Annotated in this window: 16 protein-coding genes and 1 pseudogene; 7 read left to right on the forward strand and 10 right to left on the reverse strand. The window is 59.2% G+C overall.

Going from position 1 to position 14,110, the window contains the following annotated elements; all coding sequences use genetic code 11:
• Nucleotides 1–372 precede the first annotated feature (372 nt).
• The 4 genes and pseudogenes from ACPYOJ_RS31500 to ACPYOJ_RS31515 all read right to left on the reverse strand — a co-directional run.
• Nucleotides 373–682 (reverse strand): annotated as a pseudogene (locus tag ACPYOJ_RS31500) (vWA domain-containing protein); the annotation flags it as partial.
• Nucleotides 683–706: 24 nt separating this feature from the next.
• Entirely contained in the window at nucleotides 707–1,732 is a 1,026-nt protein-coding gene (locus ACPYOJ_RS31505) for a zinc-binding dehydrogenase (protein ID WP_481419753.1), read from the reverse strand.
• Nucleotides 1,725–2,816 (reverse strand): Gfo/Idh/MocA family protein, encoded by a 1,092-nt coding sequence (locus ACPYOJ_RS31510; RefSeq protein ID WP_481419754.1) that lies wholly within the window; start codon nucleotides 2,814–2,816, stop codon nucleotides 1,725–1,727. The genes ACPYOJ_RS31505 and ACPYOJ_RS31510 overlap by 8 nt, the downstream gene beginning before the upstream one ends.
• On the reverse strand, nucleotides 2,813–3,265 hold the full coding sequence (locus tag ACPYOJ_RS31515) for a nuclear transport factor 2 family protein (protein WP_481419755.1): 453 nt from the start codon (nucleotides 3,263–3,265) through the stop codon (nucleotides 2,813–2,815). Before ACPYOJ_RS31515 ends, ACPYOJ_RS31510 begins: the two co-directional genes overlap by 4 nt.
• A 103-nt stretch (nucleotides 3,266–3,368) precedes the next feature.
• Here ACPYOJ_RS31515 and ACPYOJ_RS31520 point away from each other — a divergent pair, with 103 nt between their 5' ends.
• On the forward strand, nucleotides 3,369–4,331 hold the full coding sequence (locus ACPYOJ_RS31520; RefSeq protein ID WP_481419756.1) for an AraC family transcriptional regulator: 963 nt from the start codon (nucleotides 3,369–3,371) through the stop codon (nucleotides 4,329–4,331).
• On the opposite strand, the gene ACPYOJ_RS31525 is transcribed toward ACPYOJ_RS31520, so the two are convergent.
• Genes ACPYOJ_RS31525 through ACPYOJ_RS31535 form a run of 3 tightly spaced genes read right to left on the reverse strand, consistent with a single transcriptional unit; the run spans nucleotide 4,303 to nucleotide 7,375 of the window.
• Nucleotides 4,303–4,683, reverse strand: coding sequence for a response regulator transcription factor (locus ACPYOJ_RS31525; protein ID WP_481419757.1), 381 nt, complete (start codon nucleotides 4,681–4,683; stop codon nucleotides 4,303–4,305). The genes ACPYOJ_RS31520 and ACPYOJ_RS31525 overlap by 29 nt on opposite strands.
• 3 nt (nucleotides 4,684–4,686) lie before the next feature.
• Nucleotides 4,687–5,322 (reverse strand): response regulator transcription factor, encoded by a 636-nt coding sequence (locus ACPYOJ_RS31530; protein ID WP_168834193.1) that lies wholly within the window; start codon nucleotides 5,320–5,322, stop codon nucleotides 4,687–4,689.
• Nucleotides 5,312–7,375 (reverse strand): PAS domain-containing protein, encoded by a 2,064-nt coding sequence (locus ACPYOJ_RS31535; protein WP_481419764.1) that lies wholly within the window; start codon nucleotides 7,373–7,375, stop codon nucleotides 5,312–5,314. The genes ACPYOJ_RS31530 and ACPYOJ_RS31535 overlap by 11 nt, the downstream gene beginning before the upstream one ends.
• A 484-nt stretch (nucleotides 7,376–7,859) precedes the next feature.
• Between ACPYOJ_RS31535 and ACPYOJ_RS31540 the strand changes: the two genes are divergently transcribed.
• From ACPYOJ_RS31540 to ACPYOJ_RS31560, 5 genes are all read left to right on the forward strand, one after another.
• Nucleotides 7,860–8,684 carry an alpha/beta fold hydrolase gene (locus tag ACPYOJ_RS31540; RefSeq protein ID WP_481419758.1) on the forward strand — a complete coding sequence of 275 codons (825 nt, stop codon included), beginning with the start codon at nucleotides 7,860–7,862 and terminating at the stop codon, nucleotides 8,682–8,684.
• Nucleotides 8,685–8,807: 123 nt separating this feature from the next.
• Entirely contained in the window at nucleotides 8,808–9,725 is a 918-nt protein-coding gene (locus ACPYOJ_RS31545) for an MBL fold metallo-hydrolase (RefSeq protein ID WP_481419765.1), read from the forward strand.
• 22 nt (nucleotides 9,726–9,747) lie between these two features.
• The gene (locus tag ACPYOJ_RS31550) at nucleotides 9,748–10,107 is read left to right on the forward strand and encodes a carboxymuconolactone decarboxylase family protein (RefSeq protein ID WP_481419759.1); all 360 of its coding nucleotides are present in this window, start codon (nucleotides 9,748–9,750) and stop codon (nucleotides 10,105–10,107) included.
• A 30-nt stretch (nucleotides 10,108–10,137) separates the two neighbouring features.
• Nucleotides 10,138–10,449: a transposase domain-containing protein gene (locus tag ACPYOJ_RS31555; RefSeq protein WP_481419760.1), complete on the forward strand. Its 312-nt coding sequence runs from the start codon at nucleotides 10,138–10,140 to the stop codon at nucleotides 10,447–10,449.
• Nucleotides 10,450–10,465: 16 nt separating this feature from the next.
• Nucleotides 10,466–10,552: a hypothetical protein gene (locus ACPYOJ_RS31560; protein WP_481419766.1), complete on the forward strand. Its 87-nt coding sequence runs from the start codon at nucleotides 10,466–10,468 to the stop codon at nucleotides 10,550–10,552.
• A 172-nt stretch (nucleotides 10,553–10,724) separates the two neighbouring features.
• Here the strand turns inward: ACPYOJ_RS31560 and ACPYOJ_RS31565 are convergent, their stop codons facing one another.
• Together ACPYOJ_RS31565 and ACPYOJ_RS31570 are read right to left on the reverse strand one after the other, a co-directional pair.
• The gene (locus ACPYOJ_RS31565) at nucleotides 10,725–11,900 is read right to left on the reverse strand and encodes a trans-sulfuration enzyme family protein (protein WP_481419761.1); all 1,176 of its coding nucleotides are present in this window, start codon (nucleotides 11,898–11,900) and stop codon (nucleotides 10,725–10,727) included.
• An 81-nt stretch (nucleotides 11,901–11,981) separates the two neighbouring features.
• Nucleotides 11,982–12,686 carry a hypothetical protein gene (locus ACPYOJ_RS31570; protein WP_481419762.1) on the reverse strand — a complete coding sequence of 235 codons (705 nt, stop codon included), beginning with the start codon at nucleotides 12,684–12,686 and terminating at the stop codon, nucleotides 11,982–11,984.
• Between the two features lie 229 nt (nucleotides 12,687–12,915).
• Between ACPYOJ_RS31570 and ACPYOJ_RS31575 the strand changes: the two genes are divergently transcribed.
• Entirely contained in the window at nucleotides 12,916–13,905 is a 990-nt protein-coding gene (locus tag ACPYOJ_RS31575) for a zinc-dependent alcohol dehydrogenase family protein (RefSeq protein WP_481419763.1), read from the forward strand.
• A gap of 106 nt (nucleotides 13,906–14,011) precedes the next feature.
• Here ACPYOJ_RS31575 and ACPYOJ_RS31580 read toward each other — a convergent pair.
• Nucleotides 14,012–14,110, reverse strand: a 99-nt coding sequence (locus ACPYOJ_RS31580) for a cupin domain-containing protein (RefSeq protein WP_481419767.1), incomplete at its 5' end; no start/stop codon positions are given.

The following is a 14,110-nucleotide window of genomic DNA, read 5'->3' on the forward strand; positions in this document are numbered from 1 at the left end:
GCTCTTCCGTAAATCTCTGCTTCTTCATTCGTCCGTCCTTTAATAGGCCGGAACTCTAATCCATTTTGGAGGAAATTCTCAGTGGCAGGTCAGAAGACGTCTTTGCGGCGGCAGAGAGGCTGCGCGAAGCAGGTGCAGAAATGCTAAAGGGTCCCAATCTTGTCGCGTCCGGACCCCTCATGGGGTTTCACTGGATCTTTTGCCGATCATCTTGGGGGCTGTTGGTGGAAGTCGCCAGTTTCGACAAGCTAGGCTACGAAAAAAACTCTGATCTCCGCATATGGAGAGCGAAAGACTATATCTGGCGCGCCGCTAATGAAATTATATATCGCGGAGTGATCCGCGCTTTTCCAAGGAAAAGAGCGCCTTATCGTCTCCCATGGCGGTCCGCGGGCCCGGCATGCCGGGCACGATGCCGTCCATCAGCATGCGGACGGGGGCGTGATCTATCGCGTCGCCGAACGCGATCAGACCAATACCATCGCCATTCCGCTTCGCCACGAAGTCTGAGACCAAGGCGCGCACCGCATCGACGCGGGGCCACCTTCGTGCCGTCGGGCTTGGCAAAGTCGCGCGTATCCATCGACTGCGAGAGGTCGAGGGCGAGCAGGATGTCGCGCTGCGGCTCGCGCTTCTCGATCGGCGGCTTGTGATTAGTGATGAAGCGAGGCGCGGAGGGGGCGGGCTGAGGCGTTCCCATCTTCCATCACAGCACCAATACGGGGCGGCCGAGGGTTTCGCCTGCTTCGAGCGCGCGTTGCGCTTCGGCGACGCCGTGGAGGGACACCACCCGGTCGATGTGCGGTTTCAGCCGACCGCGATCTGCGAGATCAGCGATTTCCTTCAAGATCGCCGTCTGCCGAAGCCGATGGCCGTGGTTCCGGCTGATCTGTGGCAGTCCGATATTGACGAAGCTGATATCGAGGTTTTTCCATTCGGCAGGGCCGTTACCTTCGGCAGGCCACGCCGACACGACGGTGTTCACGAGCGTGCCGTAGGCTGCTGTATGGGCGAAGCTTCTGGCGAAGTTCTCGTGCCCGACAAAGTCGAAGACTACATTAGCGCCTGGCTCGCCTCTCCACTGCTCCAGTGCTTCCTCGACGTTCTGGGTTCGGTAGTTGATGCTGAGTTCAGCGCCGAGCCTTCGAACGAGTTCAGCCTTGGTCTCGCTGGATACGGTCGTCGCGATCTTGGCTCCGATCAAAGCGAGATATTGTATCGCGATATGGCCGAGACCGCCTGCGCCGCCGTGGACGAGGACATGGTCGCCACTGCTGACCTGCCCCTTATCGAACACAGCCTCCCAGGCTGTCAGCCCGACAACAGGCAACGCCGCCGCCTCTGCGAAGCCCATGCTGGCCGGCTTGAACGTCACGTAATCGCCACGGACCACCTTATATTCGGCGTAGCTACCGGGGTTGCCGGCATAGCCCCCGTCCACATACCAGACTTCATCGCCGGCCCGGACATTGGTGACTGCCGTGCCGGCTTCCACTACGATGCCGACGCCGTCGATCCCGAGGATTGTCGGCAAAACAGTGTCATCACCCTCAATGTCGTACACCGCGCCATTTTTCCGGTTTTGCCAGTCGGCAGGGTTGATGCCCGCCGCCTTTACCTCAACGATGACGTCTTGCTCGTCGCGAAGCCCGGGGCGGGCTACGTCTCGAACCTGAAGGACCTCCGGTCCGCCCGGGCGCGTCACCACGAGAGCCCGCATTTTGTCAGACATCGCGACGCTCTCCGTGGCCCGATCCGATGATGTCCAGCACTCGGTGCAGATTCACGGCGTCTTCAAACGTGGGGGAGAGGTGGGTGCCATCCAGCATGTCCGATGCGATGCGTGAATACGCGATGCCGACGCTCTGGCTGAATCCGCCCTCGATGCCGAGCGTATCATAAGTCTGCGGCACCTCCAGCTCGTGCATCTGCTCGTCTCCCTGGGCACCCCGCACGGTAAACCCGCCCAAGCCGACGTAACCGACGGGGCTCGTCAGGATCAGGTCTCCCTTGGTGCCGTTGATCTCTATGTGAAGGTTGGTTCCCCGCGAGAGGCCGCCGCGGAAGTGAGCACTCAGGGCAGCGCCATTCTCCAGCAGGCCGCTGACCACGATCTGGTCGGGTGCCGTGAACGGGACCTGCTTCCCGGTCTCCGCCACGCGAACCATCGACCGGCTGTTTGAAAGCGCTCCGCCAACGCATTTAAGTCCGGACCCCAGCACGAAGAGCGTAGCGTCGAGAGTATGCGCAAACGGCACGTGGAGCATCGAGGCTCCGTTCGCCATATCAAGCGTGTAGAGATAGCTCTCGTTGATCTCCTCGCCCCAAATAATACCGGAGCCGAGGACGGACAAAGACAACACCTCTCCGACGTAGCCGCCCTTGATCAAATCCCTGATGAAGCCGACCGCAGGAACGGAACGCGTCTGCAGCCCGATGGCCGTGAACGCGTTCCTCGTCTTTGAGAGAGCGAGCATTTTCTCGGCATCGGCCAGGTTCATCCCCAGTGGCCACTCCGAGAAAACCGCCTTGCCAGCCTCGAGGGCTTTTGTCACCAGCTCAAGATGATGCGGCACCTTCACCGTCACCACCACGAGGTCGACGTTCGGGTCATTCACGAGTTCGTCGGTCGATGCGTGGCCTCTGTCTACCCCGAACCTCAGCGCCGACGCCTGCACGATGTCCTTCTTGTTGTGGCTGACGGCCGTGATGCGGAATTGCGGCAGCGCCTTCAGGGCCGGGATGTGGGCAGTCGTTGCCCAACCCTTGTCCGGGTGTACGCCGATGATGCCGACTTTGATGGGATTGCCTGTCATGCCGCGTTCTCCTTCGGCTTGATTTCAAGGATAGTGCGGCGAAGCTCCAGGTGCGCCAACCGCCACTGTCCGTCTTCCAGCCGCCATGTTTCGTGATAGTGCCCGTAGCCGTGCATGGATGCGGGTCGGCCGTCTTTTCCATCCGGGAAGATCAGGTAGTCTTCCATCGACCAGACGGCGCTGATCTCACTTTCCGACACGATGTCGATCTCGTCGTTATGGACCTGATGGATCGACTTCACTCCTGAGAGATACGCCTTCGTGACGGCAACGAACTCGTCGGCGGCGTCGAATTGCGCCAGGAGGACGCCATCCTCTCCGACGAAACGGATGGTTGGTTTGCGTGCGAAAAGCGCGGCGAACTCGACCCACTGATGGGTGTCCACGTAACGGCAGTACCGGGCTTTGAGTGTCCGAATGGTTTCAGCTAGAGCGAGACGTTTCTGCAATTGGAATCTCCTTTTCGCGCCACCATATAGCGACGCACACCAAGAGCCTTCAGTCTCGATCGTCCCAAGTTTTGGCTCGATCGTCCATCATAGGAACATTTAGTTGGACCCCTTGAGCGACATCTTTTCTTCCATGCGGATCAGAAAGGCGAAGTTCACGACGCTTGACGCGACAGCGCCTTGGGGCGTCGTCTCGACCGGCGACCCTTCGATAAAATTCGTGTTCGTAGTGCGGGGATCGGGGGTACTGACGACACGGGACAACCCACACCCTGTAGCACTGCGAGCAGGCGACGTCTTCATTATGTTCGGAGACGAGCCATACCGCGTCTACGACCACGAGCGTTCGCGTGTCGATGACTGTCTTGATGTCGAGGCGCTAAGGGAAGGCAACCGGATTCAATTCGGCGGTGGCGGCACGACGACGACATTCATCAGCGGCTTCTTCGAAATCGACAGGCTGGACGCCCGGCCGCTGCTCAATGTGGTGCCGGGGCTCCTCCATCTGAAGTCCGAGCAGAACCGAAGCCGTGCGTTCCAGGCGGTACTCGAGCTACTGGCAGCGGAAGCGGATGCGCCGGGGCTCGGATCGGACGCCGTCGTGAAACGGCTGTTCGAACTGCTCTTCGTTCACGCAGTCCGCGCCTATTCGGAGCAATGGGGGACCTCAAAGACAGGTTGGCTGGCCGCGGTCGCGGACAGAAACCTCGCGCTTGCGATCGAGGCGATGCACGCCACCCACCAGACGCCATGGACCGTCGATCGGCTGGCGCAGAAGGCGGGCATGTCGCGATCCGCTTTCGCCGCCCGTTTCAAGGAGGTCGTCGGTCAAGCTCCGCTTGCCTACCTGACCGAATGGAGGATTTATCAAGCCGCCCGGCTGATAGAAGCCAACGACGACAAGATTGCTGTTATCGCGCGCCGGATCGGATACCGGTCCGAGGCTGCCTTCACCAAGGCGTTCAGAAAGGTGATGGGGCGCAATCCCAGCGAATACAGAAAGAGTCTAGGCGCTACCTCCGCCCAGATTTCTGTAGTTAGCGACGGAATGCGAGAAGCCGCGTAATTGCCTGCAACAAGGCTTGGCTGTTGAGCGGCTTGCGCATAAATACCCGGCGGTCGTCAGCGCCAGCGTAGCCCCTGTCTTCGATGTCGGTGCGTCCGGTCATTAATACCATGGCCATGCCGGGTTCCTGGCCGCGTACCGCCTGTTCCAGCTCGAACCCGTCCATGGTGTCCATTTTGATATCGGTGATAACGCAGTCAAACGCCGTAAGGTCGCCGCTGGTCAGGAAGGAGTACGGAGAGCGATAGGTTTTGGCCGCGTAGCCCACGGACTCCAGAAGCTCCCGCAATCCCTCTAAGACCCGCTTGTCATCGTCCACGATTGCAAAGGTATGGCTCGCCTGCGCTGTCATTTACTAATTTCCATGTCGGGAATGTGTAATCGGTATGCTGAGTTTGCCGGCGATCCGCACCAGGTCGGCGAGAGAATCCGCGTGCATCTTGCGCATCATGTTTCCTCTGTGAATCTGGAACGTGATCTCGCTGATGCCGAGTTTGGCCGCGCCTTGCTTGTTCATCAGTCCACTTACAACGAGCGGAAGAACGTCTCGTTCCCTCGCGGACAGACATTCGAGCTTCGCCTGGAGGTCCTGGAGCGCAGCGCGTTCCTGCCGAGCCACCCGGTCGCGATCGAGAGCTGTTTTGATCGAGGCGAGCAGGTCTCGCTCCCTAAACGGTTTCGGAAGGAAATCGACAGCGCCGAGTTTCATGGCGCGCACGGTCATCGGAATATCCCCATGCCCCGTTATGAAGATGATCGGCGGATGAGGGTTGCCCGACAGCTGCGCCTGAAGCTCGAACCCGTCGACGTCGGGAAGCCGAATGTCGAGGACAAGACAGGAAGGTGTGTCGGGTTTGGGTGCATCGAGATATTCGCGTCCGCTCGCGAACGTCAACACGTTCATTCGCCAGGCTTCCAGGAAGTCGGAAAGGCCGTCCCGGACCCGCTTGTCATCATCGACGACAAAAACGGCGTGATCTTCATTGTACATTGGGTTCTCCTTCGGCTGTAGGAAGGGAAAAACGGAACACGGTTCCCGAGGGCTCAGATGGAGCCGCCCACAGGGCTCCGGCGTGTGCCCTGACAATGCTCCGGCAAATCGACAGGCCGATCCCCATGCCGTTGTGCTTCGTGGTGTAGAAAGGTTCGAATATCTTCTCGGTATCGTGCAATCCGATGCCGCTATCCCGAATGTCTACGACCGCGTTCCCGCCGTCGAATTTCGTTCGGATTTCCAGCAGTCTGGCCGCCCCATTTAGGGTCGCCATCGCATCGAGGGCGTTCTGAATGAGGTTTACGAGCAGCTGCAGAATGAGGCCCCTGTCGAAAAGCACCTCGGGCAAGTCGTCTTGAAGTTCTATCCGCAGATCGCACCTCGACGCTGCAATACGCTCCCGAAGTAGAACGCAAGCCTCCTCGATGACGGCATTGAGATTGCCCGGCGATATCGCTCCCCCGGACTGGCGAAACAGCGCCTTGACCCTGGTGATAACTTCGGCGGCGTCGTTGGCCGCATCGGCGGCCTTCCTGGCGCTCTTCTTCGCGCGCTCGAAATTTGGAGGCGTGGCCTCGAGCCACTTTTCGGTCGCGCCGCTGTTGGTGACCACGGCTACCAGCGGCTGGTTGATCTCATGTGCGATGGACGCAGAAAGCTCCGCCAGACTTGCGGCGCGTGTGGCCAGCTCAAGCTGGTGCTGCGCTTTTTGCAACTGCGCCTGCGCTTGCGTTTCGTCCTCGACATCGACGATGACGCCGTACCACTGAACTAGCCGGCTTTGGCAGTCACGGAGGACACGCGCTCTGCAGTCGACAAGGTGATATCCGCCGTCGGCCAGACGGTGGCGGTATTTCAGAGCGATCGGTTCGCCTGTTTTGAATGACTGCTCGAAACGGTTCTTGAGGGCCGGAGCGTCGGCCGGATGGACGAGGTTGCTGATCATCGGAGCGAATCCCGACCCGTTGGCTCCTCGCAGGGCCTCCAGCGTCACCCCGGAATATTTCATCAAGGGCTCGTTGAAGTAGGTTGGCTGGCCGTCGGGGCTGGCGCACCAGACGAATGCGGGTAGGGTGTCCAGCATCAATCTCAGCCGATCAGCGTTAGAACGCAGTTCCTCTTGCGTCTGGTGAAGTTCCTCGATGTCGACGTTGGTCCCGTACCACTGGATTATCTCGCCGTTCTCGCCGAGCAGCGGGGCCGCGGTTACCCTGTTCCAACGGTATGTCCCGTCATTGAACCGAAGGCGGCAGATCAGCGAGAGAGGCGTCTTCTGTTTGACGCAATCGGCCCATGTCGATTGGAAACCAGCCATGTCGTCGGCATGAACGACCCCGAAATTGTTGTCCCTGATTTGCTCCGTCGTCGCGCCGAGATATTCCAGTAGTTTGGGATTCTGATAGATTGGCTCACCGTTGGGAGCTCCGCACCATATCATCACGGGCATGGTATCGATGAGAGTGCGTAGCTGGCGCTCACTGTCGGCCAGCCGTTGCTCGGCTCTCCGTTTCTCGTCGACATCGATGGTGGTGCCATACCATCCCTGAATATCACCTCGTTCATTCAGATGGGGGCGTCCATATGCGTGGAACCAGTTGTAGTCGCCATCGGCCCGCCTGATGCGATGGACGGACTCGAAGGGCGTACCCGTCCTCATACTGGTGAGCCAAGCCTGAGTCACACGCTCTGAATCTTCAGGATGCACGGCCTCCAGGCCCGTGCGTCCGGTGGCGTTGAACTCGTCCGTGCTCTTGCCGACATAATCGACGACGCTCGGGTTGACGTAGACAAAATTTCCCTTGGTGTCGGTCGCCCAGCCAAGCCCCGGCATGCTTTCCACGATCAGTCTCGCGTCGACGAGATTCTGGTCGATAGTTGCCCGTTTCCGCCAGATGCTTACCAGCCAGAAAGCGCCGATCCCCGACAAAAGGAACGCCAAGGGTCGCGTGATCGAGCCTGTCCGCGCCTCGTAAACCAACAGGATCAGGGCGCATCCGACGATCAACAAAAGTGCAACCGCTGCCGCAGTCTGCCTGCGTTCGATGAACATAAGCGCGGCCACGACGATGAACAGTGCACCATAGGGTTCCTGTTCGAATGCTCCCAAAGCAGTTCCCGCGAAGCCCGTAGCAAGTGCAGGCGCGTATTGCCGTATTTCAATCCCCCTCACGACATTCTCCCGGTCCACGCCACTGAAGTTGCCGAAACCATACTTCGATCCCGAAGATCAAGCCAGACGGACCGCGAGACTAACGGAAACATATGATTGGCCGACCGGACTCTGCTGCATATCCTCCCCGAAATCGAAACGTGATGGACGGACCGTCAAGATTCACGGTCCTCGCCCTCCGATGGTTGGTAGAAGGATCGAGGCACATGACATCCGGTAAGCCGACACACCTTCCGATATCGCGCCGCACCGTGCTCGGAACCGCCGCTGGGGCCTTGGAGCATCGTTATTCGGATTTCCCGAACTGGCTCCGGTCCAGACCGCAAGCGCACAGTCAAGCCAACCATCAGCCGAGGAAAAGAAAATGGGCATGATCACCACGAAAGACGGGACGCAGATTTTCTACAAGGACTGGGGCAAGGGACAGCCTGTGGTTTTCCACCACGGATGGCCGCTCAGCGCCGATGACTGGGACAACCAGATGCTCTTCTTCCTAAGCAAGGGATACAGAGTGATCGCGCACGACAGGCGCGGACATGGTCGCTCGACGCAGACCGCCATCGGCAACGATATGGACACATATGCCGCCGACGTCGCGGAGCTGGCGGAGGCACTTGACCTGAGGAATGCGATCCACGTCGGTCACTCGACGGGAGGCGGTGAAGTTACCCGCTATGTCGCCCAGCATGGGAAGGGCAGGGTCGCCAAGGCCGTGATCATATCGGCGATCCCACCAGTCATGTTGAAATCCGACAGTAATCCGGGCGGCCTGCCGATCTCAGTGTTCGACGATCTGCGCGCCCAGCTCGCTGCCAACCGCGCGCAATTCTATCTCGACGTCCCAAGCGGCCCCTTCTACGGCTTTAACAGGAAGGATGCAAAGGTCTATCCGGGCTTGATCCAGAACTGGTGGCGGCAGGGAATGATCGGCGGCGCTGTCGCACATTACGAATGTATCAAGGTCTTTTCTGAAACGGACTTCACAGAGGACCTCAAGAAAATCGATGTCCCCGTACTCGTGATGCACGGCGACGACGACCAGATCGTTCCGATCGCGGACGCCGCACTCCTCTCGATCAAGCTGCTCAAGAACGGCACGCTGAAAGTCTACAAAGACCTGCCGCACGGAATGTGCAGCACCCATCCAGATATTATCAACCCCGATCTGCTGGCATTTTTCCAGGCATGATCGTTCGGCGGACAAGCGGCTCCAGGTGAATCCCAAGCTCCCTGGAGCCGCTCCGCCTTTGCCAAAGGACATGCGATGACCCAGGATTTCAAGATTTCACGCCGCGGATTTTGCCTATGCTGCATGGCCGCCATGACCTTTGCCGCCACGGGAGGCTGGCTTAGCCCTCCTGAGGTCTTTGCTAAGGCACAGGGCATCGTCGACATGATCCGCGATGAAGCTGCGAAGGCACCGATCAAAATCCACAAGGCAAGAGCCGGCGTGTCGATCCTCGAGGGATCGGGCGGCAACATAGCCGTCCTGACCGGTGGTGATGGCAAGGTGCTGATCGACGGGGGCATAACCGCATCGCGTCCCAGAATACGCGATGCTTTGGCCGGCTTGGGCAAACAGCCCGTCCGTCATCTCATAAACACCCACTGGCACTTCGATCATACCGACGGAAACGAATGGCTGAACGGCGAAGGAGCGGCGATCCTCGCCCATGAAAACACAAAAGCACACCTAATGACGGTGCAGAAGGTCGAGGACTGGGACTTCGAATTTCCACGGCCGCCTCTCGCGGCTGTGCCCTCGGAGACCGTCGGTGACGAGATGTCTCTGGTATTGAACAAGTCGACGCTGATGCTCAAACACCATCCGAACGCCCATACGGACGGCGACATCTCGGTCGCGTTCGGCGAAGCCGACATCGTTCATACCGGTGACCTTTACTGGAACGGCATCTATCCGTTCATCGATTACTCCACAGGCGGCGGCATCGACGGCAAAATCAAGGCCGTGGAGGAAATCCTCTCGCGCGTCGGCGAGAAGACAATTGTCATCCCCGGTCACGGCCAGCCGCTCAGCAAGAAGTCGGAGCTTAGCGACTATCGAACGATGCTCGTCGATATCCGCGGGAACGTCGCCAAGCTCAAGTCGGAGGGCAAGCCGGTCGATGCGGTGATCGCCGCCAAGCCGACCGCGGCGTTCGACGCGAAGTGGGGGCAATTCGTTATCTCACCCGACTTTTTCGCACGTCTTGTCTACCACGGCGTTTGACGCCGCAACACGGAGCCATCCTATGCCGATGATCGACTGGAATGCCTATCACAGTCAGGTGCTTGCCGGCGTCGGCGAGCTGGCGGCCCTGAGTCCGGACGTAATCCGCGGTTATCAAGCGATCGGCGGAGCAGCCAGAAAAACCGACCTCCTCGGGTCGAAGGTCAACGAGCTGATCGCCTTGGCTGTCGCGGTTTCCCTGCGCTGCGACGGCTGCATCGTCGTCCATACGGAGGCCGCGCTCAAAGCGGGTGCGACACGAGAGGAAATCGCCGAGGCGCTCGGAACTGCGATCGGTGTCAACGCCGGGGCAGGTCTTGTCTACTCCACACGCGTGATGGATGCCTTTAAGGCTAAGACACAGGACAAACACGAAGCCTGACTCTCCGACGACAATGCTGCCCTGAAGGCGATGCTGATCGCGGCCCAAGCGCGTGAAGTCCGCAAGGATGAACGGATCGAGCGGCTGGAGAAGCTTGTCGCCGCTTTCAAGCAAGCCTCCTTCGGTCGCAAATCCGAGAAGGTGATCCGAGCAGTTCGATATCGCACTGGAGGACCTGGAAAGGCGATCCATGCCGAAGACGAGGCGGATAGCCCTTCGGGTAAACCACATGCGAAGCCGCGGACAGCTAATCGTGGCTCTCTTCCTGCTCACCTTCCGCGCATTGAGGAGATCATCGAGCCGGAAAGCCTTATCTGCGGCTGCTTGCATCGGCGAAGATGAGTTCGAGCGATTGGATGTGGTTCCAGCGCAGTTCCGCGTCATCGTCACCCGTCGCCCCAAATATGCTGGCCGTGCCTGTACGACGGTGTCGTGCAGGCTCTAGCCCCGGTACGACTAATCCAAGCTGGGTTGCCGACGGAGGCGACCATCGCATATGCGCTGGTATCCAAATAGGCCGACCATTTGTTGACCGGCGGGCCCAAATCATGGGCCGCCAGGGCATCGATCTCTACCGCTTGCCGATTGGGTCGGTCGGGCAGTTTTCGTCATCGACGCTAACCACGTGCGCGGGCCGTAATTTCCGCTAGGAGCGCGTCGATGTCGTCGAGAAGGTCGCCCTGGTCTTCCAGGCCGACACTTATCCGCAAGATCAGATCGTCTCCGGGCCAGCTGGTCGCAGATCGGTGCGCTTTGACCGGCATCGGCGCGACGAGGCTCCTGGTGCCGCCCCATGACGCTCCGATTGCAAAAGTCTTCAGGACATCCAGCGATGGCGGAACATGTCCCGCTACTCCAGGTGCGAAGACCACACCGAAAACCGCAGACGAACCAATGAAGTCGCGCCGCCAGATCGGATTTCCAGGATCGGATGGTAAAGCGGGATGTATCACGCGTTGGACGATTTCTGACTTTTGAAGTCTTCCGATTAGAGACAGCGCCACTTCGCAAGCGTGCCGCATACGGACGCCGAGGGTCTCCATACCTCTCAACACCAGCGAGGCGTCGTCCGGCGAAACAGAGATACCCAATCGTCCGAGCGTGGACCGGATCGGAGCGACAAGCTGCTCGTCGCGAACGGTCAGCGATCCCAATAACAGGTCCGAGTGGCCTGAGATATATTTGGTCAGCCCTTCTGTGACGATGTCGGCACCGAGGGAGAGGGGCTTGTAGTTGAGCGGCGTCGCCCAGGTATTGTCGCAGCCGACCAGTGCGCCGTGACGATGTGCCATCGCGGCAATCTCCGGCAGGTCCTGTACTTCCATTGTCGTGGAACCTGGAGATTCGCACCAGACGATTTTCGTTCGATCATTGATCCTGGTTTCAAGGTCGGTGAGATCGACAGGATTGTAGTAGCTCACTTCCACGCCGAAACGTGCGAGGTCCGTATTGGCGAAGTCGCGCATCGGCGGATAGGCGGAGTCGGTTATCAAGATGCCATCCCCAGCCTTGAGGAACGGCAGGACCGCGATTGTATTGGCGGCTTGCCCCGAGGGCACAAGAAACGTTCTCACCCCTTGCTCCAGCGCCGTCAGCTTAGCCTCGAGGGTTCGCGTGGTCGGTGTGCCGTAGAGCCCGTAACTGTATCCGTCCGGACCGCGATTTCCGCGGTTCGCATAGTGCTCGGCGTTGTCGAAAACGATTGTCGACGCCCGATGGACGCCGACGGCCAGCGCCTTGAAGCCTTCCGTGTTGACTTCGGGTGTCATGACACAGCGGGTGAGGTCTTTCATCGGTACTTCCTTCTTCGCCAGGCAGGCTCAGCTGCGGTCATCGGCCTCATACACAAGAGCGTCCGGTCGGGAAACGCCAAGCTACGAAAAAACGAGATTGCTGATCTCGATCGATATCAGTTCGCGCGCCGTGTCGGGCGTTAGGTCGGGACGTCGCGGATATCCGGTAAGTGTCGTCGGCATCCTCAAGCCGTGCACATCGACGTATTCCGTGACAAGCTCGGATACCGTAATGCCCGAGCCTCCATCGACGTGATAGTCGTGCCGCCGCAGGAGGAAATCGGAGTCGAAGAAGTAATCCTGCACACGAGCAGGCGTGGAAAGTGCGGGAGGGAATTCCGCCCTCAGGACCCGCCATTGACGACCTGCTTCGTTCCATGGGACGAGTTCGCTTATTTCCACCCCTCCAGTCGCCAGCATGAAGGGCGAGGTCAGCAGCGATCGCACGGTGGAGCACGTCATCAGGACGCCCGTCAGGGGGGCAAGGGGTGGCTTGAACTGCAGGTGCACGAGGCGGACATCTTCGAGGCTTGTAACCGCCGTGCCGTCCTTTCGAACAACGGACAGTCGGTTGCGGTCGAGGTCGCTTAGGCAGTCAATGCACCCAAGCGGTTCAACGATGACCCTGTTCCGGTGAATGATGACCGTTACTCGTGGGGATGTCCCGAGCGGACCGTCCTGGCAGAACGGACCTCTTATACTCGCCGTGGCATTCGCAACTCGACAACTGTTCCAGTTCGTCATGCCTCCATGCGCGGCGATGACCTTGTCGAGCAGTCTGTTCACTTTTCGCCCCCATTACCGCAGCCGCTCAGCTTGAGCGATGATGCCGTCCGAAGAGGGTACTCTTTTCCAGCGCGGCGGAAATAATATGTTCCATTAGTGCGCGAGGCGCAGGCGCAGATTGCAACCTTGCGCGTAAGCAAGATCTCCTCCCTCTAAATATATATATGATTTCCAGTCTTCTGAACTTGGCGCACTGTCCCGGAACACAATCCTCTCAGGAGACAGAATTATGCCGACGATGAAAGCCGCGGTCGTAGAGGCCGCCAACGCCCCCTTTAGGATAACCGACATCCCGCACCCGAAACCAGGAGGCGGCCAGGTTCTTGTCCGTGTGAAGGCAAGCGGCGTCAATCCCCTCGACACGAAAATCCGGGCCGGAGCTGCGGCTCATGCGAAGCAGGGCTTTCCCGCCATACTGGGGATCGACTTGGCTGGTGTCGTGGCTGAAGTGGGAGAGGGCGTCACACGCTTCTCGCCGGGTGACGAAGTTTACGGAATGACCGGCGGCGTCGGCGGTAACCAGGGGTCTCTCGCCGAATACGCTTCGGTCGACGAACGCCTGCTGGCGAAAAAACCCTCAAACATGTCAATGCGCGAAGCGGCCGCGCTCCCTCTTATCTTCATCACCGCATGGGAAGGTCTCGTTGACCGTGTCAACCTACGAGCAGGTCAAAGCCTCCTCGTGCTCGGTGCTGGTGGCGGCGTTGGACACATCGCTGTTCAGATCGGCGTGGCTCTCGGGGCGAAGGTGTTCGCGGTCGATTCAGCGCCCAAGGCTGAATACCTCAGCGGTCTCGGAGCGACTCCGATCGACTATGCGGTAGATGACGTCGAAAGCTATGTAGCGAAACATTCCGGCGGAAAAGGTTTCGATGTGGTCTACGACACAGTCGGCGGACCGGGACTGGACACCGCTTTCAAAGCCGTTGGCCGGTTCGGTCACGTCGTGAGCTGTCTTGGCTGGGGAACCCACGTCCTGGCTCCGCTGTCATTCAAGTCCGCAACCTACTCCGGCGTATTCACATTGATCCCCCTTCTAACAGCCGAGGGACGCGAGCATCACGGCGAGATCATGCGCGAGGCGACGAAGCTGGTGGAAGCGGGAAAGGTGTCGCCGAGGCTCGATCCAAGAAGATTTACCTTAGACACTGCCGCCAGCGCTCATGAACTGCTGGAGACCCGAAAAGCCAACGGTAAGCTCGTCATCGAGGTTCATTGACGGGGCGAAGGTCTGATTTTTGCCAACGGCTTCAGCTCCCCATTTGGAACCTGACTTCCTCCACCAACGCTGGCAATGCGCGGAGATGGATTCAATCAACGGCCGCTTATGAAGAGGTCACAACAATCGCGGTTGAAATTTCCTTGCCTTCGCGGCGGTAACTGTGCGGAACGCTAGAGTCAAAATATATAGCGTCTCCTGTATC

The organism is Rhizobium sp. SVR5-9E (assembly GCF_056755095.1).

Bases quoted from the DNA above. Each gene is read 5' to 3' on its own strand.
- ACPYOJ_RS31505 (WP_481419753.1), bottom strand. From the start codon at position 1,732: ATGTCTGACAAAATGCGGGCTCTCGTGGTGACGCGCCCGGGCGGACCG.
- ACPYOJ_RS31510 (WP_481419754.1), bottom strand. From the start codon at position 2,816: ATGACAGGCAATCCCATCAAAGTCGGCATCATCGGCGTACACCCGGAC.
- ACPYOJ_RS31525 (WP_481419757.1), bottom strand. From the start codon at position 4,683: ATGACAGCGCAGGCGAGCCATACCTTTGCAATCGTGGACGATGACAAG.
- ACPYOJ_RS31530 (WP_168834193.1), bottom strand. From the start codon at position 5,322: ATGTACAATGAAGATCACGCCGTTTTTGTCGTCGATGATGACAAGCGG.
- ACPYOJ_RS31535 (WP_481419764.1), bottom strand. From the start codon at position 7,375: ATGTTCATCGAACGCAGGCAGACTGCGGCAGCGGTTGCACTTTTGTTG.
- ACPYOJ_RS31540 (WP_481419758.1), top strand. From the start codon at position 7,860: ATGGGCATGATCACCACGAAAGACGGGACGCAGATTTTCTACAAGGAC.
- ACPYOJ_RS31545 (WP_481419765.1), top strand. From the start codon at position 8,808: ATGGCCGCCATGACCTTTGCCGCCACGGGAGGCTGGCTTAGCCCTCCT.
- ACPYOJ_RS31550 (WP_481419759.1), top strand. From the start codon at position 9,748: ATGCCGATGATCGACTGGAATGCCTATCACAGTCAGGTGCTTGCCGGC.
- ACPYOJ_RS31555 (WP_481419760.1), top strand. From the start codon at position 10,138: ATGCTGATCGCGGCCCAAGCGCGTGAAGTCCGCAAGGATGAACGGATC.
- ACPYOJ_RS31565 (WP_481419761.1), bottom strand. From the start codon at position 11,900: ATGAAAGACCTCACCCGCTGTGTCATGACACCCGAAGTCAACACGGAA.
- ACPYOJ_RS31575 (WP_481419763.1), top strand. From the start codon at position 12,916: ATGCCGACGATGAAAGCCGCGGTCGTAGAGGCCGCCAACGCCCCCTTT.